Origin of the sequence: Pseudomonas sp. R2-37-08W (assembly GCF_003851705.1) — a bacterium.
Lineage (GTDB): Bacteria > Pseudomonadota > Gammaproteobacteria > Pseudomonadales > Pseudomonadaceae > Aquipseudomonas.
Genome location: NZ_CP027728.1, coordinates 3,703,644 through 3,724,798, shown reverse-complemented (window position 1 = coordinate 3,724,798; position 21,155 = coordinate 3,703,644). Strand labels below are relative to the sequence as shown.

General features: G+C 64.1%; 18 protein-coding genes. 14 read left to right on the top strand and 4 right to left on the bottom strand.

Features of this window, described 5'->3' with window-relative positions:
* Positions 1 to 12 precede the first annotated feature (12 nt).
* From C4J93_RS17160 to C4J93_RS17145, 4 genes are all read right to left on the bottom strand, one after another.
* Positions 13 to 1,371 carry a hypothetical protein gene (locus C4J93_RS17160; protein WP_124430022.1) on the bottom strand — a complete coding sequence of 453 codons (1,359 nt, stop codon included), beginning with the start codon at positions 1,369 to 1,371 and terminating at the stop codon, positions 13 to 15.
* On the bottom strand, positions 1,368 to 4,943 hold the full coding sequence (locus C4J93_RS17155) for a hypothetical protein (protein ID WP_124430021.1): 3,576 nt from the start codon (positions 4,941 to 4,943) through the stop codon (positions 1,368 to 1,370). The genes C4J93_RS17160 and C4J93_RS17155 overlap by 4 nt, the downstream gene beginning before the upstream one ends.
* Positions 4,944 to 4,945: 2 nt before the next feature.
* Positions 4,946 to 5,866: a hypothetical protein gene (locus C4J93_RS17150; protein WP_124430020.1), complete on the bottom strand. Its 921-nt coding sequence runs from the start codon at positions 5,864 to 5,866 to the stop codon at positions 4,946 to 4,948.
* A 115-nt stretch (positions 5,867 to 5,981) separates the two neighbouring features.
* Positions 5,982 to 6,317, bottom strand: a complete 336-nt coding sequence (locus C4J93_RS17145) for a hypothetical protein (protein WP_124404685.1) — start codon at positions 6,315 to 6,317, stop codon at positions 5,982 to 5,984.
* A 662-nt stretch (positions 6,318 to 6,979) separates the two neighbouring features.
* Here C4J93_RS17145 and C4J93_RS17140 point away from each other — a divergent pair.
* The 14 genes from C4J93_RS17140 (at position 6,980) to C4J93_RS17075 (ending at position 21,153) form a co-directional block, all read left to right on the top strand.
* Positions 6,980 to 8,647 carry a GspE/PulE family protein gene (locus tag C4J93_RS17140; RefSeq protein ID WP_124430019.1) on the top strand — a complete coding sequence of 556 codons (1,668 nt, stop codon included), beginning with the start codon at positions 6,980 to 6,982 and terminating at the stop codon, positions 8,645 to 8,647.
* A complete protein-coding gene (gene gspF / locus C4J93_RS17135) occupies positions 8,644 to 9,840 on the top strand; it encodes a type II secretion system inner membrane protein GspF (protein WP_124430018.1) in 1,197 nt (398 codons plus the stop codon). The genes C4J93_RS17140 and gspF overlap by 4 nt, the downstream gene beginning before the upstream one ends.
* 19 nt (positions 9,841 to 9,859) lie before the next feature.
* Positions 9,860 to 10,270 carry a type II secretion system major pseudopilin GspG gene (gspG, locus tag C4J93_RS17130; RefSeq protein ID WP_124430017.1) on the top strand — a complete coding sequence of 137 codons (411 nt, stop codon included), beginning with the start codon at positions 9,860 to 9,862 and terminating at the stop codon, positions 10,268 to 10,270.
* 7 nt (positions 10,271 to 10,277) lie between these two features.
* Positions 10,278 to 10,703 carry a GspH/FimT family pseudopilin gene (locus tag C4J93_RS17125; RefSeq protein WP_124430016.1) on the top strand — a complete coding sequence of 142 codons (426 nt, stop codon included), beginning with the start codon at positions 10,278 to 10,280 and terminating at the stop codon, positions 10,701 to 10,703.
* Positions 10,700 to 11,032 carry a type II secretion system protein gene (locus C4J93_RS17120; protein ID WP_124363481.1) on the top strand — a complete coding sequence of 111 codons (333 nt, stop codon included), beginning with the start codon at positions 10,700 to 10,702 and terminating at the stop codon, positions 11,030 to 11,032. Before C4J93_RS17125 ends, C4J93_RS17120 begins: the two co-directional genes overlap by 4 nt.
* Positions 11,029 to 11,637: a prepilin-type N-terminal cleavage/methylation domain-containing protein gene (locus tag C4J93_RS17115; protein ID WP_124367578.1), complete on the top strand. Its 609-nt coding sequence runs from the start codon at positions 11,029 to 11,031 to the stop codon at positions 11,635 to 11,637. Before C4J93_RS17120 ends, C4J93_RS17115 begins: the two co-directional genes overlap by 4 nt.
* Positions 11,634 to 12,335 (top strand): general secretion pathway protein GspK, encoded by a 702-nt coding sequence (locus C4J93_RS17110; protein WP_124367577.1) that lies wholly within the window; start codon positions 11,634 to 11,636, stop codon positions 12,333 to 12,335. Before C4J93_RS17115 ends, C4J93_RS17110 begins: the two co-directional genes overlap by 4 nt.
* Positions 12,332 to 13,324, top strand: coding sequence for a type II secretion system protein GspL (locus C4J93_RS17105; RefSeq protein WP_124430015.1), 993 nt, complete (start codon positions 12,332 to 12,334; stop codon positions 13,322 to 13,324). Before C4J93_RS17110 ends, C4J93_RS17105 begins: the two co-directional genes overlap by 4 nt.
* Entirely contained in the window at positions 13,299 to 13,901 is a 603-nt protein-coding gene (gene gspM / locus C4J93_RS17100) for a type II secretion system protein GspM (protein ID WP_124430014.1), read from the top strand. The genes C4J93_RS17105 and gspM overlap by 26 nt, the downstream gene beginning before the upstream one ends.
* Positions 13,898 to 14,398 carry a general secretion pathway protein GspN gene (locus C4J93_RS17095; RefSeq protein WP_124407661.1) on the top strand — a complete coding sequence of 167 codons (501 nt, stop codon included), beginning with the start codon at positions 13,898 to 13,900 and terminating at the stop codon, positions 14,396 to 14,398. The genes gspM and C4J93_RS17095 overlap by 4 nt, the downstream gene beginning before the upstream one ends.
* A 5-nt stretch (positions 14,399 to 14,403) precedes the next feature.
* Positions 14,404 to 16,530 (top strand): type II secretion system secretin GspD, encoded by a 2,127-nt coding sequence (gspD, locus tag C4J93_RS17090; RefSeq protein WP_124430899.1) that lies wholly within the window; start codon positions 14,404 to 14,406, stop codon positions 16,528 to 16,530.
* Positions 16,531 to 17,002: 472 nt separating this feature from the next.
* Positions 17,003 to 19,396 carry a TonB-dependent siderophore receptor gene (locus C4J93_RS17085; protein ID WP_124430013.1) on the top strand — a complete coding sequence of 798 codons (2,394 nt, stop codon included), beginning with the start codon at positions 17,003 to 17,005 and terminating at the stop codon, positions 19,394 to 19,396.
* A gap of 19 nt (positions 19,397 to 19,415) precedes the next feature.
* Complete coding sequence (locus C4J93_RS17080; protein WP_124430012.1) at positions 19,416 to 20,387, top strand: amino acid ABC transporter permease; 972 nt, start codon at positions 19,416 to 19,418, stop codon at positions 20,385 to 20,387.
* Entirely contained in the window at positions 20,380 to 21,153 is a 774-nt protein-coding gene (locus C4J93_RS17075) for an amino acid ABC transporter ATP-binding protein (protein ID WP_124430011.1), read from the top strand. Before C4J93_RS17080 ends, C4J93_RS17075 begins: the two co-directional genes overlap by 8 nt.
* The last annotated feature ends 2 nt before the right edge of the window (positions 21,154 to 21,155 follow it).

Here is a 21,155-nt window from a genome sequence, read left to right as displayed (position 1 = left end):
CTTCTCCTTGAATCAGACCGTCACGAACAGGGCCAGGTGATCGCTGGTGGAGCGGATGTGCCCCATGTTTCGCCAGCCACGGAAACGTTGCCGGTCGCCAGCGGCGAATGCCGGCGCCGGTGATGGCGGCCAGCCGAGCGGAGGCGCCTGGAAATCGCTGGCGATGGCCACCATGCCCACGGGCGCACCGCCAGGCGCGGGGTTGACCACATTCAGCGGCGTGCCGACCACGGTGTTGGCGATGGTGAAGTTCCCGGCCGCGCCGCCACGTACCAGGATGTTGTCGATCGAATACAGGTTGCTGCTGCTCGACGAGCCGATGTAGCGGTAACCCGGATAAGGCACGGCGCCCACGTTGGTCGACCAGAAGATCGTCGATTTCTTGCTCTTTAGGTGGGTGGCGAAATAGCCCATGTAGGCATCCAGGGCTGGAGGCGGGGCCGCGGCCGGTGGCTGCAGTTGCAGGGCGTACCCCAGGCCTGTGAGCGGCGCGTAGCGCAGTGGATCATTGCCGGTCTGGCTCAGCAGGTTGACATTGAAATCACCGGTGATGACCCGGGTTTCCAATGCGCCCAGGGCGGCGCTGATGTCACGCACGTTGGCCAGACCGTTGAGGTAGGCATTGGCCGCCACGTACTGCGGCGGCGAATGGATGGCAAACAGCGTGAGGTTGCGCTGCACCACCACGGGCGGGCCGTCGACGGTTTCACAGAACGTCACCATATAGGGTTCGCGCAGGCCGCCATAGTTGAGGGGCGCGCCGAGGTTATCGACGAAATCGACCCGCGCCGCGCACCGGCTTTCGGACAGGTTGCCGGGGTTCAGGGCGGCAGGGGGAATGGCGCGACCGGCGACGGTAAAACAAGCGTTGGTCTGTAGCGGCGGGTAGTTGCCGGCGGCGGGCGCGGGCAAAACGGTGGGGTTGAAGCTGATGCCATTGCCCGCCGGTGACCAGGCGTTGGGGCCGGTGAACAAGCGTCTGCCGGCCGCCACGCCGGGGCCCGCCGGGATCACCGGTTTGTAGAACACCGCGACGCCCTCGGCTCGCCCGGCCTGGCCGACCACCAGGGGCGGCACCAGGTTCCAGGTAAGCCCGGTCAGGTTGCGGATGCGCAACAACAGCTCCACGCAACCTTGCCAGCCGCCGGTTGGGGAAATCAGTGAGCCCGGGCCGTGGCTCGGGCCGCTGGCGGTCTCTACCACCACAAAGATGTCCGGGTTGAAGGCGGTGATATGGGCCAGGATCAGCGCCAGTCGGTCCGCAGCGTTCAGGTCGGGAATAAACGCTCCGGCGCGGTTCCGCTTGGTGCTCAAGGGGCGGATCTTGTTATAGCCGAAGCTCTCGATGTTCCAGTACAGGACGCGCGTCATGAGGCGATCTCCGATGGCCCGGTCAGTGCCGGATGCGTGGACGTATCCGGCGTCAGGGCCAGCAGGCGTTCGGTGTCGCTGTCCGGATCTTTGACGTAGGCGGCATACCAGCCCAGGCTGCCGGAGGACTGAGGGTCGCCAAACAGGAAAAACTGCAGGGTCGCCCCCGGGGGCAACTTGGCGATGCCGAGGATCTTGATGCCGATATCGGTCAGTTGCAGGTTGAAGAATTTCGCCTGCGGATCGGGCTGCCCCGGGATGGTCTGGTAGAGCAGTTTGATCGGTCCGGTGGACACCTTGATGATTCCCTGCAGGGAAAACACGCTGGCGGATGGCGCGGCGCCCGGCAGGCTCAAGCCAACGAAGAGCATGGGGTTGGCGTCGGTGCTCTGGCTGTCGGGCGACCAGGCAACCAGCAGGTCGGACTCGAAACCAGCGCCCGAGACCAGGGCGCCGGGCGATCCCATGGTGACTTTGTAGACAATGCCCGACCAGGCTCCGGACATAGGCTTGAGCGACAGGTTCTCCGGCAGGACCGGGAGAAAACCGTAGTCCGCGGGTTTCTTCTGTTCCGGCGCCTGGATGAATTGCTTGAGCTGCAGGGTCAAACCTTTGTAGAGGCTTTTGCCGCGAACCTGGCTGGTGACCGGATCGAATCCCAGGTTGCCGGGATTGAAGCTGAAGCTCACGGCGTTGGGTGTGGCGCTGGGAAAACTCATGCCGATCTGCAGGTTGGTATAAGCCAGGCCCTCGTTGCGCGGACTGCCGTCTTCGCTGCCAAAGGACAACAGGTCGAATGGCCCGGCGGAGGTCTCGAGCAGGGCGAAGTCCAGCTTGCCCCACAACAGGAAACGACTGGCGGTGGTGACGCCGCTGTCCGGGCTGCCCAGGGTGTTGAACTGGATGCGATTGACGGATGCGGCCGGCAGCACGTTGCTGTCCAGGTTGAACAGGTAGCTCTGGCTTTGTTCGAAAACATAGGTGGTGGTGTCGTTTTGTTGCAGGGCGCTGCCGTCGAGGACCATGGCATTTACGGCACTCGGAGTTTCAGCGCGTCGTGTGGCCTGGATCGCTGAACCGAACAGGCGGTCCAGGCTCAGTTGGATACGACTGTTGAAGGTCACCAGCCTGGACTGACGGAACAGTGCCTGGAGCTGGAGGACGCTGAAGGCATAACCTTCGGTCGTGGCCAGGGCGATGGGCATGTCGGCGTCCGCGCCGTTGGCCCGGGCCTGTTCATAAGCCGGGTTCTGATAGTCGATCAGTCCGAAGAGATTGGAAATGCCCTGGATATCCAAGGTGTCGTCCTGATGGCTGATGCGACTGACGCTGGCGCCGAAGTGGTGGGCGAGAAAGCGGCTGTAATCGATGCCGGCGGCGATCCCGGCCAATTGCTCGGGGAGGCTGTCCAAGGGCAGGTCGGCGTTGAGCACCATAAAGCCTTTCCATTCGGGGTCGTTGACCTGGGCGACGAAGTCCGCATAGAGGCTGTCCGGTGTGGCGGCGGCCTTGAGCTCGGCGGCGCTGATGAAGTCCTGCAGCCACTGGGACAAACCGGTGTAGGCCAGGGTCTCAAGCCCCGGCACCAGGTCTGCGGTTTTCGAGAACGTCTCGGGCAGGGTCCAGCGGTTGGGATTGTCGATGCGCTCTTTCAGGCTGCCACTGCAATATTTCATGATCAGCACGTTGCGGTAGCTGGTGGTTTGCACGCCGGCACCGATATTGGCGATGAAGTGCCAGCCGGCGATCTCCAGGTGGTTGCTGAACGTTGCGCCCTGGGTGAAAAACGGTTGCGGGTTGACGCCGACGAGAAATAACTGATTGGTTTGCAGCGCTTCGTGCAGCGCCTCGGTGGGCTGTTCGAAGGCAAAATCCAGCATGCTCTCGGCAGATTTCGAGCGTGCCAGCAGCACTTTGCGGTAGCCGATACCGTCCGGGTCCAGGTCCACCAGCAAGCCTTGCGGTGTGGTCGCCCGGTCGGGTTTTTCGGCCGCGCCAGCCGGGCCGCGTTGCAGGCGTTTGAGCCGTGCGGCCCGCCTGCCCGGCAGGGTGGCGGCGCTGATCAGGCTTTTGCGCGAGGCGGCAAGAATCTCGCTCTCGAACTGGGTCAGGTTGACGCCCGGTGTATTGGGCATGCCGGCATACGGCACCAGGGGGAAGGCGAAGCCGGGGGTTTGCGGGAGCGGTGTGCGTGGCGCGGCGGGGGCCAGCATCACGGTGTCGCCAGCGGCCGCGGCCTGGCCATACAGTGGGCTGCCGTCGGGCTGTGCGCTGTAGGCCGGGATAGAGGCGCCGGCAATCAGGCTGCTCCAGGAGGTCCGGTAGTCGCCGGTCAGCAGGGCGGTGACCGCGCCGCTGGTGGGGGACACCAGGCTGCTGGTCGGGAACGGGAAGACGGGTGCATACGCCGATTGAGCGGCGAGCAGGCGTATGCGGTCATTTTCGGTGGGGCTGGCCGCAGGATTGTAGTTGGAAAAGCTCAGCCATTCGGTACCGAAGATGCCGCACAACAGCGATTGCCCGACGGCGGCGGGAAGGGTCGGCACACTCAAGCCATAGTCACCGCTCAGGGTGAGGCTGTAGCTCGCGCCATCATCACAGAACACCAGGCTGGCCGCGTGGGGCAGGGGCCAGCCATTGGCATCGAGGCCGTTGAGCGGAACCAGATTGATGGGGTTGCCGGCAGTGCTGCGCCATTGACTGGGCAGCGAGGTGCTGCCGGCGGCGGCGAAGGCCAGGCCGGTTCGGATCAACCCGGCGGCCAGTTGCGTCGCACTGATGTGCTGGTTCAGCCGGTCCAGCGGGTCGAGGACACCGCCCATGTTCAACGTGGCCGGCATGCCGATCGGGTTGAACACCGGGTAGTTGAGCAGGGTGTTGCCGTTCCCGGTGTTGACCACATAGGCAAAGCCGGTCTGGAAATACCGCAGCGCAGCCACGGGGTTGTAGGTCAAGGCATACACCAGGCTGGCGGCCTGGCCACCGTCCAGCGGTATATAGGCCAATGGCTGCAGCGGGGGAGTCAGTTGCAGGCCGCTGTCTGCCTGCAGTTTGTCGTTGAAGCCCATGCTGATGCCGGTACTGGACTTCAGGCGCAACGCGTTGAGGTCGGCATCGTATTTGACGAAGGTGCCGAAGTTGATGAAGAAGGTCAGGCGATCGCCGAGCTTTATGTTGAGGTTGTTCTGCACTTGGCAGGACGTCCCCAGAGTGATGCGCAGCCCATAGTCGTTGAAGCGTTTGGGCGCCGGCAGGTTGCTGCCCGGCAACCAGAGCAGCGCCCTGCCGACGAAGTTGCGCTGCTCGACGGCAAACAGAAAGTTATAGAGGGCGGTGACAAACGCCGACGGGTCGCTGCTTAGGCTGACCGGCTCGCTGGGGGCGAACAGGTAATGGCCGGCCTGCTTATCGAACGCATCGGCAGGGCTCAGGCTGGCCGGCAAATCGGCTGGTAGGGTGCCTTGGGGCATCACGTAGCCGCGCCAGCCATAACCACTGTCATCGGGCAGCGCATAGGCCGCGCTGTTGGCAATTTGCTGATAGTCGGATGGGGTGGTGGCGCGGCTGGTCATGTCTATCCCCTGCAATTGTCGGCACGGCCACGAATCCACGACCAGTCGGCGATGCTGCCGGCGTAGTGGTTGGGCAGGTTATGGCCGGACTGGAAAGTGCCATCGAGGCTGAGCTGCCCCCGCTGTTCCTGGGTGGCGGGACGAAACGACAAGGCCCCACCCTGGATATGCACCGGCCCGACGCTGGATTTGCGCAGGGTCACGGGGGTGGCGGTGGCCATGACGGTGTAGCGGTCGATCAGGTTCGTGGCGTAGTAGAAACTCACTTGGGCCGTCAACGCGTTGCTGCTGTCGGGTTTGTAGGGATCAAGCAGTTCCACGGTCACTTGCAGGTCCGGCAACAAGGGTTGGCGGTACTGGGCAATCACGCTGGTGGTTGGGCTTTGCCAGCGGATAAGGTCGCCGCGATAGGCTTGCGCGCTGTCCTTGTTGTCCTCGTGCGTGCCTTCGATATTGAAGTCGGCGAGCACATGCGAAGTGTTCGGAGGGGCACAGAAAAATGCGCCCAGGCTGCCACGTATGCGTTGCCCATCGCTGGCCAGGTCAAAGGTGGCAGTGGGTGTGTCGGCCGTCATGCTCAACCCGGTCAGGCCAGCGCCGCCCATGGACAGTTCGGCGTTCACCCGGGCCTCGCGACTGTCGACGACCAGAACGAACAGCACCGGACCCACCTGACGGCTGACGTTCATGCCGGGCAGCAGTATCGGCCCTGGCAGGCAGGGTGCCGGGGTCGCCGAAGAGGCGGAAGGAGCGGGAACGAGGTCGGCGCAGCCCGAGGTCAGGGAGGCGTACTCGACGCTGGAAAAAGTGTGGCTGAACCCGTCAGGCAAAGCCGTCGGCGCATGTCTGCCGGTCGCCATTACCCACAGGATGGTTGCCAGAATCGCGCCCAGTGTTAACCAGCAAACCCGGGTATAAAGCATCCGATGCTTCGTCACGCGAGGGTACCGTCCATGTCCCGTACTGCGTTAATGAAACCGGCGTACGTGCGCGTCCGCCGGCTTCAAGGATTGGGTCTGGCTAAAGAACCCGTATGGATCAGGAAAGGCTGAATGTACCGATGTTGGTGCTGGTGAAAGGCGTCTCGGAACCGCTGTCGACGATGACGCCAGTGAACAGGATGCTGAACCCCGCGCCGACGTTTTGCAGCGTCACCTTGGCACCCGCGCGCAGGATCACCGGTCCGGCAGGGGCGTCGGCGGAGAGAATTTGCGTTGAGGCAGTGTTATTGACTTGGGTAGCCCACAGCAGGTTGTTCTGGTAGTTGAACGTGACCTTGGTGGTTTCGTTGGGATCGCCGTTATACGTGGTCACGGAGTTGCAGTTGATGGTGAGGGGCGTGGTGACGGTATTTACCGAAGTGAAGGCGTTCATTTTGAATATCCTTTTCCAGTGTTGGTCATGATCCAGGGAGCTGAATCGAGTGAGAGTCTAGGCGTGCTTCTTCGCCTGTAAAGGAAGGGCGTAAACAGAATTTGGTGCATTTTTTCGACAGTTTTGCGACGAGTGCGTGGCTTGCTTAGCGTCCAACTGACTGTAATCAGATGGCTTTTTGGAACGGGGCAGGGTATGGCTAAATGCCTCTAATAGCGTTTTATAAGCATCGTTAGGCCGAAATAGTCGTTCGATCAGCTCCCTGGGCCCGCCCATGGGAAAAAGCGGTATTGGCTATGGAAGAGAGGGTAAAAATTCCTTCCCGGCGAAACACCTTCGCGCGTGGTGCCGCAGTAAAACGCTTGCCTGTTTTTCCTCGCCGGTTATTTAAGGGAAAGTGTGTGAATAATTAAGGCGTATGGCTATTTGCAACTAGTGGCAATTGGCTGTTAACGCTCTAAATCAGTGCATTCAGCAATGTTTTGTATTTATATTTCCCTCGCACAGGAACTAGCGCTATAACTTCCAGTCGATACCCCCGGCTAACTCCCGGCAGGGCTATGGCGAACTAATGGCATTGTTCGGTAGTTCCAAATAGCCATACTTCTCGCCCTATCAGATATCACTTCATTATGTCGTCAGCCCCCATCAATGCCTGCCAGATGCCTGTCCCGCACACCGAGCAGGTGTGCGCATGGTTGATGGCGCATGCAGGGCTGAAGACCGTCGACCTGGACCGCGCCAGACGCTTATCCACCGAGGGTAGCGACCTGCTCGGTCTGCTCACGCGCCTGGGGTTGGTCAGCGAAATCGAACTGGCCCGCGCCTGGGCCGCCTTGCTCGATGCGCCGCTGGTGCACGCCGAGGCGGCGCCGCCGTTGCTCGACCCTATGCCCGCGCTGACCGAGCGCTTCATGCGTCACTACCAGCTGGTGCCCATCGGTTGGGCCGATGGCGGGTTGCGCGTACTCGCGGCCAACCCGGCCCAGCTGTATCCGTTTCAGGCCCTGGCCTATGCCTGCCAGGTGCCGATCTGGCTGGCCATCGGCCCGCGCACCGAGGTCGACAGCCTGATCGAGCGCTACTACGGCCAGGGCCGATCCGCCATGGGCACGCTGGTGGAGAACCTGGGCGAGCAGGGTGGTGCGCTGGAAGATATCGAGCACCTCAAGGACATGGCCTCCGAAGCGCCAGTGATTCGCCTGGTCAACCTGATCCTGCAGCGCGCCGTGGAGCAGCGCGCCTCGGATATCCATATCGAACCTTTCGAACACCAGCTCAAGGTGCGCTACCGCATCGACGGCGTGCTGCACGACGCCGAGGCGCCGCCGGCCAGCTCCTCGGCAGCGGTGATTTCCCGGGTGAAGATCATGGCGCGCCTGGACATTGCCGAGCGCCGCCTGCCCCAGGACGGTCGCATCATGCTGCGCATTCAGGGCAAGGAACTGGATTTGCGCGTGTCCACGGTGCCCACCGCTTTCGGCGAATCGGTGGTGATGCGCTTGCTCGACCGGCAGACCGTGCAATTCGATTTCCCCAGCCTGGGCTTCGATGGTCAGCGCCTGGCCACTTTTCTTGAACTGCTGGAGCGGCCCCACGGCATTCTGCTGGTGACCGGGCCGACCGGTTCCGGCAAGACCACCACCCTCTACACCGCGTTGTCGCGCCTCAACACCCCTGAGCGCAAGATCATCAGCGTGGAAGACCCGGTCGAATACCAGCTCGAAGGCATCAACCAGATCCAGGTAAAACCGGCCATCGGCCTGGACTTTGCCGGCGTGCTGCGCTCCATCGTGCGTCAGGACCCGGACGTGATCATGATCGGCGAAATCCGTGACCTGGAAACCTGCCGCATCGCCATCCAGTCCGCACTCACCGGCCATCTGGTGCTGTCGACCCTGCACACCAACAGCGCCGCTGCCAGCATCACGCGGCTGCTGGACATGGGCGTCGAAAGCTACCTGATCGCCTCGACCGTCAGCGGCATCCTCGCCCAGCGCCTGGTGCGCCGCCTGGACCCGGCCACCCGCGTCGCGTTCGAAGCGCCAGCCGCGTTGATCGAAGAGCACGGCCTGGACCGTCTGACCGACCAGCGCCCGATCCTGCTCTACCACGGCGACTACCATGGCCGCAGCGCCCTCACCGAGTTGCTGGTGATGAACGATGAGGTGCGCGACCTGTTGATGCGCCACGCCGACGCCGCCACCCTCGAGCAGGCCGCCCGCCGCGCCGGCTTGCGCACCTTGTATGAAGAGGGCTTGCGCCAGGCGCTGGACGGCGTCACGAGCCTGGAAGAAGTGCTGCGCGTCACCCGTGGGGAACCCGCGTGACGCTGTTCAAGTTTCGTGCGCTCGACAGCCAGGGTGTCGCCCACAACGGCACCCTGCAAGCCAAGGACCAGGCCGCTGCCGTCGCCGCGTTGCACAAGCGCGGCCTGCTGCTGTTGCAGATCGAAACAGCGGGTCGGCCCCTGTTGAGCCCGGCGCGCGGAGCATTGAAAGGCGCGGGCCTGGTCAGCTTCACGCAACAACTGGCGACCTTGCTCGGCGCCGGCCAGCCCCTGGAACGCTGCCTCGGCCTGCTGCTCAAGCAGCCCGGCTCGCCCCAGGTGCGCGGTTTGATCGAACGCATCCGCGATGAGGTCAAGGCCGGCCAACCGTTATCGGCCGCGCTGGAACAGGAGGGCGGCAGCTTCTCGCCGCTGTACCTGAGCATGGTGCGCGCCGGTGAGGCGGGCGGCGCGCTGGAACGCACCCTGCGCCAGCTCAGCGACTACCTGGAGCGCAGCCAGCGCCTGCGTGGCGAGGTGATCAACGCGCTGATCTACCCGGCGTTCCTGGTGGTGGGCGTGTTGGGTTCGCTGGCGCTGTTGCTGGCGTACGTGGTGCCGCAATTCGTGCCGATTTTCCAGGACCTGGGCGTGCCGATCCCGCTGATCACCGAAGTGATCCTGGGGCTCGGCGAGTTTCTCGGCGCCTATGGACTGCTGGTGCTGGCCGGGTTGATTGCCCTGCTGTGGGCGCTGGTCATCGGCCTGCGCGACCCGCGCCGCCGCGAGCGCTGTGATCGCCGCGTGCTCGGCCTGCGCGTGCTCGGCCCGCTGCTGCAACGGGTCGAAGCGGCACGGCTGACGCGCACCCTGGGCACCTTGCTCAGCAATGGCGTGGCGCTGCTGCCGGCGCTGGTGATTGCCCGGCAGGTCTGCAGCAACCGTGCGCTGCAGGCGCAGGTGGCGATGGCCGCCGAATCGGTGAAAGCCGGTGGCAGCCTCGGCCAGGCGTTTGGCGGCCAACCCTTGCTGCCCGAACTGGCGCTGCAAATGATCGAGGTCGGTGAACAGGCCGGTGAACTGGACAGCATGCTGCTCAAGGTTGCCGATATTTTCGACGTCGAGGCCAAGCGCGGCATCGACCGATTGCTCGCCGCACTGGTGCCCACCCTGACCGTGGTCATGGCGGTGCTGGTGGCGGTGATCATGCTCGCGATCATGCTGCCGCTGATGAGCCTCACCAGCCATATATGAACTTCAAGGAGCTATAACGATGAATGCCCGACGCCGCCAAAGCGGTTTTACCCTGCTGGAAATGCTCGCCGTGATCGTGCTGCTGGGCATTGTCGCGACCATCGTGGTACGCCAGGTCGGCGGCAATGTGGACAAGGGCAAGTACGGCGCGGGCAAGGCCCAACTCGCCGGCTTGAGCATGAAGATCGACAGCTACGCGCTGGACGTCGGCTCGCCGCCCGCTAGCTTGCGACAACTGGTGGAGAAGCCTGCGACCGCCACCAGTTGGGCCGGGCCCTACGCCAAGCCGTCGGAATTGAAAGACCCGTTCGGCCACGCGTTCGGCTATCGCTTTCCCGGTGAGCATGGCGCCTTTGACTTGATCTTCTACGGCCAGGACGGCCAACCCGGCGGCGAGGGCTACAGTGCCGACCTGGGTAATTGGGAATAACCGGCCCATGGCCCAGCGTGGATTTACCCTGCTGGAAATGCTGGTGGTGATCCTGCTGATCAGCCTTGCTGCCGGCTTGCTCAGCGTCGGGCTGCGCCAGGGCCTGCAAGCGGCCAAGGAGCGTCGGGTGGTCGGGCAGATGGTCGAGGCGTTGCGCGCTACACGCGCCGGGGCGATTATCAGCGGCCAGGCGGCGCGTACCGAATTCGATCTGCCCAACCGTGCGTTCAGCGCGCCTGGCCGGCCACCGCTGCACTGGCCGCAAGCGCTGCAGCTGAGCGTGCACACCGCCGAGCAGGCCGGCTCGGCGGTTGAGTTCTACCCTGACGGCAGTTCCACCGGCGGCAACCTGGTGTTGGCCAACGGCAGCCGGCGTTGGCGTATCGATATCGGCTGGCTGACCGGCAGCGTGCAGTCCAAGGCGTTGCCATGAAGCGCCAGGCCGGTTTCACCCTGCTCGAAATGCTCGCCGCCCTGACCCTGCTGGCGGTGTGCAGCAGCGTGTTGCTGGTCGCCTTCGGCCAGAGCGCGCGTTCCCTGGCGCAGGTGGCGCGCAGTGATCGGCTGGCCCATGCGGCGCTCACGGTGCTTGATCAGGAAACCGCCGGCCGCCTCGACAGCGGTGTGCGCCAGGGCGAACTGGATGGCATCCACTGGCAATTGACCCTCAGCCGCCAACAGCCGCAGCTGTATCGCCTCGACCTGACCGTCAGCGAAGGCCCGCACCAGGCGCATTTCAGTACCTTGAAGGCGCGCCTGTGAAGCGCCGCGAGCAGGGCTTCACTTTGCTGGAAATCCTCGTGGTACTCAGCTTGCTCGCAGTGCTGCTGGTGCTGGTCGGCGGTGCCTTGCTGGGCGCCAATCGTGCGGTGACCAAGGCCCAGCGCTACACCGTCAGCCTGGACGAAATGCGTGCCGCCCAGCAGTTCCTGCGCACCGCCATCAGCGAGGCGCTGCCCCTGGATGTGACGGAAGACGACAGCCAGGCCGAGGGCTTTTTCAGCGGCACGGCCGAGCGCCTGCAGTTTGTGTCAACCTTGCCCGGTGTGCTCGGCGGCGGTATCCAGCGCTTTACCTTGCAGCGGGTCGACCAGGCCTTGCAGGTGCAGTTCGCACAGTTGGAATCCCACATAAACCCCGCCCGCGTCGAACCGCAGGTGCTGCTCAACCACGTCGAGCAGTTGCAGTTCAGCTACCGCGGCCTGTCGCCCCTGGGCCAGCCGACCGGTTGGGTCGCTGACTGGCCCTGGCCGAGGCGCTTGCCGTATGCGGTGCGCATCGTGGCCAACGTCAACGGCCCGGTGCCGTGGGTCACCCAAGTGATTGCGCTGCGCCTGAACCTGTCCAGTGGGAGCCTGGAAGAATGAAGCGCCAGCGCGGTGCGGCGTTGCTGCTGGTGCTCTGGGTGCTGGCATTGCTCAGCGTGTTGCTCGGCGGCCTGGCCGGTTGGGTGCAGTTGCAAAGTCGCCAGGCACTGTGGCTCAAACAGCATACCCAGACGCAATTGGCGGCCCAGGCCGGCATCGCCATGGTGATGGCGCAGCCGCACTGGGTGGCCGATGGGCGCGCTATCGCGCTGGGCTTTGACGATGCGCGGCTGCAGGTCAGCCTGCGCAGCGAGCGCGGCAAGTTGTACCTGGTCAACGCCACGGCCGATGACCTCACGCGCCTGGCCCTGGCCTGCGGGGCCACGCCGGCCCAGGCGCAGCAATGGGTCAAGGCGCTCGAGGCCCGGCGTACACATGGCCTGGCGCCGTTTCGGGTGCTCGAAGAAGTGCGTCAGCTGCCTGGCATGACCCAGGCGCTCTACAGCCAATTGCTGCCCGAAATCACCTTGTGGAGCGACCTGGATCGACCCGATCCGGCGTTCGCCAGCCCCTTGATGCGCAAGGCGCTCAACCTGCCAAGCCGCAATGCCGAGGGCGCCGACCCCGGCCAAGTGGTGGAAATCGACAGCCGCGCCGAGCGCCCCGGCGGTTACCAGGCGCGCGTGCGCATTACCGTTTCACTGAGCCCAGCGGAGGACAGCGCACAGCCCTATCGGGTGCTGCGGTGGCAAGAATGAATCGACTCGAACCTATCGCCCGCCATTGGCGCGGCAGCCTGGCCCAACAGGCCTGGCGCCTGTGGCTCACGGAGTTGCGCGGCTGTGTGCCGGGCTGGCTGGCACTCAAGGAGCCGCCGGAGCGCATCCATCACTGGCCGCTGGGCGCGCCGCTCGAACTGGGCCAAGCGCGCCAAGTGCTGATGCTCGGCCCTGACGACGTGCTGCGGCAAACCGTGCACCTGCCCCTGGCCGCGGCGCGCAACCTGGCCAATGTGGTGGGGTATGAACTGGACCGCTACACACCGTTCGATGCCGAGCAGTTGTACTTCGTCGTGCGCCAGGAACAGCGCACCGCTACGCACCTTGAGGTGACGCTGGTAGCGATCCTGCGCGAACGCCTGGACCAGATTCTCGCCGACTGCGCCACCCTGGGCCTGCGGCCTCATCGGGTGGATGTGGCAGGCATGGGCATCGACCTGTTGCCCGCCAGCCTGCGCCCGCGTCAACGCGCACAGGGCCCAGGCTTGCAACGCAGCCTGCCGTGGCTGTGCGGCGCCTTGCTGATCGCGGCGATGCTGCTGTGGCTCAACGACCGCCAGCGCGTGCTCGATGCCATGCAGCACAGCGTCCAGCAACAAAAAGCCCAGGTGGCCCAGGTGCATGCCCTGCGCCAGCAACTGCTCAACACCCAGGGCGCGGCGCAGTACCTCACGCGCCGCAAACTGGCGCAGCCGCCCTTGGCCGGGCTGCTGAATGACTTGACCCGCTGCCTGCCGGCCGACACCTGGCTCGAGCAATTGGACGTCAAGGACGGTGAGATTTCCATCGCCGGTCAAAGCGCCAAGGCCAGCGGCCTGATCACCCGGATCAAAGGCTGCCACCGTTTGGAAAACGCCCAGTTCGAAGGGGTGATTCAACCCGATGCGCGCACCGGCAAGGATCAGTTTGCCCTGCGTGCCCACTTGCGCCAGGAGGCTGCCGATGCGCCGACCCCTCACACCCCGTGAACGTCGCGGGGCCGCCTTGCTGGTGCTGGCTGTCGTGCTGGGCGCGGCCTACTGGCTGTTGATCGACAGTTGGTTCGCCGGGCCGCTGCGCAGCATGGGCGCCCACGCCGAACAGTTGCGCGAACAACAGCAACGCTATGCCAGCCTGTTGCGCCAGGGCGATGCACTGCGCCAGCAGCTTGAGCAGGCACGCCAGGACCCGGCCAGCAGCGCCAGCCTGTTGCCGGGGGATGACCCCGACGTGGTCGCCGCCGACCTGATGCAGCGCCTCGCCGACCTCATCGCCAGCCAGGCCAGCCGTGGCGGCGGTTGCAGCCTGACCCAGCGCAAACCCATCACTGCCGGGCAGGACGCCGGCGAGCCGTATCGCCAGGTCAAGGTCAGCCTGACCCTTGAGTGCGCCATCGAACCGTTGACCGCGATTCTGCATGCGCTGGAGTATCAGCCGCCGTATCTGTTCGTCGATGAGCTGCGCATCCGTAGCAGTCGCGAAGCGCCCTCCCGTGGCGGCGCGGGCAAGTTGGTGGTCAACCTGCTGGTGCGCGGCTACCTGCAACCGGCGCGGGTGGCACCATGAACGGCACACTGCGCCCCTTGGAGTGGGGCTTGCTCGGCCTGGCCGGGTTACTGGGACTGTTGATGGCGGTGATCCTCAGCAGCATCGGCGATGAACCGCAGTGGTTGCCCGAGGAACCTGCGCCGGCGCAGCCCGCCGTCAACCTGCAGGCGCCGCCGACGGTGGCCCTGGCTGACCTCGCCGGTACCTGGCAAGCGCCGCTGTTCAGCCCGGATCGCAGCCCTGACCGTGTGGCGGGCAAGGCGCGGGTCACCAGCCTGTCCAACCTGAGCCTCAGCGGCATCATGATCACCGGCAACCTGCAAATGGCCATGCTTAAACAAGCCGACGGCCCACCCCTGACGGTGCGCCTGGGCCAGAGCCTGCCCAACGGCTGGCGCCTGGAACACCTCACCCCGCAATCGGCGCGCTTCGCCCTGGACGGACGCACCCAGACCCTGAGCCTGTACGGCAAGCGGTTGCCCTCGATTTCTCCTTCTCGCGAGCCCCTCCCTTGATTGATATGCGCACCCCGTTGTTTTGCCTGGCCACCACCGTCGCCCTCGGCGGCTGCGGCGCGTTGCCCGACCGCCTCGACCCGGATAAAGAACTGCTCCACGAAGCCCTGCAGGGCACCGGCTCGCAACGCCCGCCCAGCGAAGCGCCCGTGCTGCAAAGCCCTCAGCCCGAGGCGAAGTCACCCGCGCCGCGCCAGTTGATTCGCGGCAACCAGCAGTTCCTGCGCGCGCCTGCATCAACGCCTGCGGTGAAGGAGGCGGGCGGCGACATCGTATTCAACTTTCAGGACCAGCCCATCGAAGCGGTGATCAACAGCGTAATGGGCGACCTGCTGCACGAAAACTACAGCATCGCCCAGGGCGTAAAGGGCACCGTCAGCTTCTCCACCTCCAGGCCGGTGGATAAGCAGCAGGCGCTGTCGATCCTCGAAACCCTGTTGTCCTGGACCGATAACGCCATGATCCGCCAGGGCAACCGCTATGTAATCCTGCCGGCCAATCAGGCGGTGGCCGGCAAGCTGGTGCCGCAGATGCGCGTGGCGCAGCCCGCCAGCGGCCTCTCGGCACGCCTGTTTTCGCTGCGCTATATCTCCGCCACCGAGATGCAGAAACTGCTCAAGCCCTTCGCCCGGGAGAACGCCTTCCTGCTGGTGGACCCGGCGCGCAATGTGCTGAGCCTGGCCGGCACCCCGGAAGAACTGGCCAACTATCAGGACACCATCGACACCTTCGATGTGGACTGGCTCAAGGGCATGTCGGTGGGTGTGTTCGGCCTGCAACGCGCCTCGGTGGCCGAGCTGATGCCCGAGCTGCAAGCCATGTTCGGCGCCGACAGCGGCACGCCCCTGGCGGGCATGCTGCGGTTCTTGCCGGTGGAGCGCACCAACTCGGTGGTGGCGATTTCTTCCCAGCCCCAGTACCTCAGCGAAGTGGGTGACTGGATTCGCACCATCGACGAGGGCGGCGGCAATGAACCGCAGATGTACGTGTACGACGTGCGCAACATGAAGGCCGCGGACCTGGCCAGGTACCTGCGGCAGATCTACGGCAATGGCGCGATCAAGGATGACACCCCGGCCAAGGTCGCGCCGGGGTTGCGCACCACCACGCTGTCCTCGTCCACCAGCGCAGGGCTGCAGGCCAACACCCCCGCGCCCGCCGCCGAGGAACCTACGCAGGAGAGCAGCGAGGAGACCCCGGCAGCGCCCATCAGCGACCTCGAAACGGGCACCCGTATCACCGCGCAAAAAAGCAGCAACCAACTGCTGGTGCGCACGCGTCCGGCGCAATGGAAAGAAATCGAAGCGGCGATCAAGCGCCTCGACAACCCACCGCTCCAAGTGCAGATCGAGACGCGCATTCTCGAAGTCAAACTGACCGGCGAACTCGACCTTGGCGTGCAGTGGTACCTCGGCCGCCTGGCCGGCAATTCCACCAGCACCACGGTGGCCAACGCCTCCGGCAGCCAGGGCGCGTTGGGCGGTGGTGGGGCAGGGCTGGGGGCGGCGGATTCGTTGTTCTATTCCTTCGTCAGCTCCAACCTGCAAGTGGCCCTGCACGCCCTGGAAACCAACGGCCGCACCCAGGTGCTGTCGGCGCCGTCGCTGGTGGTGATGAACAACCAGCCGGCGCAGATTCAGGTGGGGGACAACATTCCCATCAGCCAGACCACCGTCAACACAGGTGACGCCGATACCACCTTGAGCAGCGTCGAATACGTGCAGACCGGCGTGATCCTCGACGTGGTGCCGCGCATCAATCCGGGCGGCCTGGTGTACATGGATATCCAGCAGCAGGTCAGCGATGCACAGAACCCCGGTAGCAGCAGTGAAACGCCGGTCAATCCACGGATTTCCACGCGCTCGGTGTCGACCCAGGTCGCCGTGCAAAGCGGGCAGACGGTGTTGTTGGGTGGGTTGATCAAACAGGACAACGCCGAGAGCGTCAGCGCCGTGCCGTACCTGGGCAAGATCCCCGGCCTGCGCTGGTTGTTCGGCAACACCAGTAAATCCAAGGACCGCACGGAGTTGATCGTGCTGATTACCCCACGGGTGATTACCAGCAGCAGCCAGGCACGGCAGGTGACGGATGATTATCGCCAGCAGATGCAGCTGTTGCGGCCTGCTCGGTAAGCATGAATACATGCAGTACCCATGTGGGAGGGGGCTTGCTCCCGATAGCGGCGGGTCAGTTGTCGAGGTAGTGACTGACACTCCGCTATCGGGAGCAAGCCCCCTCCCACATTTGGATTTCATTGACTTTGAGACATTATTTATATGAATAAAGATATTTATAAATAATGAAATTAACAAATATTAGCTTATGCCCAAATAGCATTATATTTTTGAAATTCATTCCGTTATGTTTGGACTCAACAGCCTACCCCAGACCCCGGATGGTACCCAGCGTGATTCAGATTCTGCGCACCTGACCGGGTAATCCCCGGCAGCGGAATCGTTGGAACGGAGTTCAACGTATGTTGCCCCTTCAAGCCCCTCGCTCGCCCCACACCTAATTCAAACCGCACCCACACCTTGAACACCGGCCATGCCGCGTCTGGCGCGTGCCTGCCCGACCCTGCGATTTGAAAAACCGGGATCAGCGATGAAGCATGTTCTACCCCCCACCGCAGCCTTGACCTTGTCCCTGCTGGCCGCCGCGGCCCAGGCCGATGGCGACAGCACCCTGTCCACCGTGGTCGTCACCGGTAACCGTGGCGCCGAGCAACGCACGGTCACCAGCAGCCCGGTGCCTATCGATGTGGTCAGCGCCAAACAACTGCAAAGCACCGGTAAACCGGGTTTGATGGAAGCGCTCAGTGCGGTGATTCCATCGCTGACACTACCGGAAAAAACCGGCTGGGACGCCAGCGGCATTGCCCGCGCGCCCAACTTGCGTGGCTTGAGCGCCGCCGAGGTGCTGGTACTGGTCAATGGCAAGCGGCGTCATACCAGCGCGACCCTGAACATCAATGGCATCAACACCGGCGCCGCACCGGCTGACCTGGACCTGATCCCCATCAGCGCCATCGACCATGTGGAAGTGCTGCGCGACGGCGCCGCCGCCCAGTACGGTTCCGACGCCATCGCCGGGGTGATCAATGTGATCCTCAAGGCCGACACCAGCGGCACCTCGGTGACCAACGCCGGCCTTGGCTATGACGGCAAGAAGCAGACCGTGCAGCAGAGCCTCAACAAAGGCTTTGAAATCGGCGACGGTGGCATCGTGCAACTGGCCCTGGATGCGCGCAGCCAGAATGACGACAACAAGGCCAGCGCCAACGGCTACACCTCCGAACAAGCCTACGGTTTGGCCGGCAAGTCCACCTACGGCGGCTACGGCACGCCCAAGACCAACCTGCTGACCCTGGGCTACAACGCCGAACTGCCGATCGACGACAGCCTCAGCCTGTACTCCTTCACCACTTACTCACGGCGCAAGGCCGAGCAGGGCCAGAACTTTCGCCTGCCGACCATCACCAACACGATTACCACCGGGCCCAACGGTTATCCGGCCGGCTACACGCCCACCTGGTACATCGACGAAGACGATTTCCAGGCCGCCTTCGGTGGCAAAGGCACCGTGGGCGAGTGGGACTGGGACCTGTCCACCACCTACGGGCGCAACGAAGCGGAGCAGGGCACCACCCATAACCAGAACCCGTCCCTGGGCGAGGCCACGCCGAACAGCTTCACCTCCGGCACCTGGATTTCCACCGAGCTGACCACCAACCTGGACTTCAAGCGCGGCTTCGATATCGGCCTGCAAAAGCCGTTGGACCTGTCCTATGGCCTCGAGCACCGACGCGACACCTATGAGGTGCAGGCCGGTGACTACGCGTCCTATGCCAACGGCGGCTACTGCGTGGCACCGGGCAATTGCGCGTCGTCCGGGGCCCAGGTCACCAACGGCATTTCCCCGGACGAAGAAAGCACCGCCTCGCGCAACAGCGTCGCCGGTTACGTGGATGCGGGCTTCAACCCGCTGCCGGAGTGGTACGTGGGCACCGCCGTGCGCTATGAGCATTACAACCAGGGCGTGGGCGCTACTCGCAGCGGCAAACTGACCACGCGTTATGACTTCACGCCGCAATTGGCCGTACGCGCCACCGTGAGCAATGGCTTCCGTGCGCCGTCCCTGGCCAACAGCCTGTTCAGTGCGCGCTCGACCACCTATGGCGTGGTGGACGGGGTGTACCAGTCGATCAACTACGGCGTACTGCCGGTCGGTTCGGCGGCGGCCAAGGCGTTGGGCGCCGAGGACCTTAAGCCCGAACGCTCCACCAACTTCAGCCTCGGTTTCACCCTCACCCCCACCGACCGCCTGAGCTTCACCGCCGATGCCTACGTAATCAACCTGCGCGACCGCATCACCCTCACGGGCACCTTGCTCGGGCCGGAAGTTACCCAGGTGTTGCAGAACAACGGCGTCAACTCCACCTCCGGCGGCCAGTACTTCATCAACGGTGCCGACACCCGCACCAAGGGCCTGGACCTGGTCAGCAGCTACAACCACGACCTGGGCGCGTTCGGTGCCGTGAAGTGGACAGCCGCGTTCAACTGGAACCAGACCAAGATCCTCAATTACAAAGAGTCGACCACTATCCTCGGCACGTCCTACGAGCTGATGGACCGCGAGGCGCGCAACCTGATCACCGACGTGCAACCCAACACCAAGCTGATCCTCGGCGGTGACTGGAGCATCGGGCGCGTGAACCTCAACCTGGCCCTGACGCGCTACGGCGCCTACAAGGAAGTCAACGTCTCGGCCAATCGCGACCTGGACCGCGTCTACAGCGCCAAATGGATCACCGACCTCGACCTTGGCTACAACCTCACCAAAGACCTCAACCTGGCCATCGGCGCCAAGAACCTCTTCGACATTTACCCCAAGAAACAAGGCGTGCCGAGCAGCACCATGCTCGCCAGCTACGGCACCTATTCGCCCTATGGTTTTACCGGCGGGTACTACTACACCCGGCTGACTTATGCCTTCTGAGGCCTGCGAGGAATAGACCATGCCCATTGTCGCCAAACCCTACGACCTGATCGATGAGGTCAACCATTACCCGATCCGCACGCGCCGTGCCTCCACGCCGATCAAGGCCCTGCAGGTGGTGCCGGCCCGGCATCCGTGGCGCTGGGCCGGGTCGATCTTTGCCGCGCTGGTGCTGCTCGCCATCGTGCACTCCCTGGCCACCAACCCGCGTTGGGAGTGGGGCGTGTTCGGCCAGTGGTTCTTCTCGCCGTCGGTGCTGCGCGGCCTGGGGCAGACCCTGTTGCTGACGCTGCTGAGCACGCTGTTCAGCGTCATTCTCGGCACCGCGCTGGCCCTGGCGCGATTGTCGGGCTCGCCGCTGCTGGCGGCGTTGGCCTGGGGTTATATCTGGTTCTTCCGCTCGATGCCGGCGCTGCTGGTGCTGATCATCCTCTACAACTTTGCCTACCTGTACGACCACATCGTGATCGGCGTGCCGTTCACCGAGCAGGTGTTCGCGCAATGGTCCACCGTGGATGTGCTCAGCCAGTTCACCGTGGCGGTGCTGGGCCTGAGCCTGATGCAGGCGGCGTACGCGGCGGAGATCATCCGCGGCGGCTTGATCGGGGTGGATGCCGGCCAGCATGAAGCGGCGGCGGCATTGGGGCTGCCGGCCTCGCGGCGGATTTTCCGGATCATCTTGCCCCAGGCCTTGCGCTCGATTCTGCCGTCGGGTTTCAACGAGATCATCGGCCTGGTCAAGGGCACGTCCATTGTCTACGTGCTGGCCCTGCCGGAGCTGTTCTACACCGTGCAGGTCATCTACAACCGCACCCAGGCGGTGATCCCGCTGCTGATCGTGGCCACGGTGTGGTACCTGATCATCACCACGGTGCTGACCAGCGCCCAATATTACGTCGAGCGCCATTTCGCCCGTGGCACCGCGCGCGTGCTGCCGCCGACACCGCTGCAACGCCTGCGCCTTTGGCTCAAGGAGAAATCCCATGGCTGAAGCACGCGCAGGGCGCATCCAGATCCAGGGCGTGGGCAAGCGGTTCGGCAACCAGCAGGTGCTCGATAACATCGACCTGACGATCGATCCGGGCAAAGTCACGGTGATCCTCGGGCCGTCCGGCTCGGGCAAATCCACCTTGCTGCGCACCATCAATCACCTGGAAAAGATCGACAGCGGGCATATCACCATCGACGGCGAGTACGTCGGCTATCGGCGCAAGGGTGACCTGCTCTACGAGCTCAAGGAGCGCGAGATTCTCAAGCGGCGCATCGACGTGGGCTTCGTGTTCCAGAACTTCAACCTGTTCCCGCACCTCACCGCCTGGGAAAACGTTGCCGAAGCGCCGTTGGCCCACAAACGCTGGAGCAGGGCCGAAGCCCAGGGCAAAGCCGCCGAGCTGCTGGCCAAGGTCGGCCTGGCGGACAAGCTCGAGGCCTACCCGCGCCAGCTCTCCGGCGGCCAGCAACAGCGCGTCGCCATTGCGCGTGCCCTGGCGCTGGACCCCAAGGTGTTGTTGTTCGACGAGCCCACCTCGGCCCTTGACCCGGAGCTGGTGGGCGAAGTGCTCGACGTGATCAAGGGCCTGACCCGATTGGGCGTGACCCTGGTGATCGTCACCCACGAAATCGGCTTTGCCCGCGAGGTAGCCGACCATGTGGTGTTTCTCTGCGACGGCCAGTTGATCGAAGAAGGCCCGCCCGAACAGATCTTGCGCCAACCCCGACATCCCCGCACCCAGGCCTTTCTCGGCAAGGTGCTTTAGTT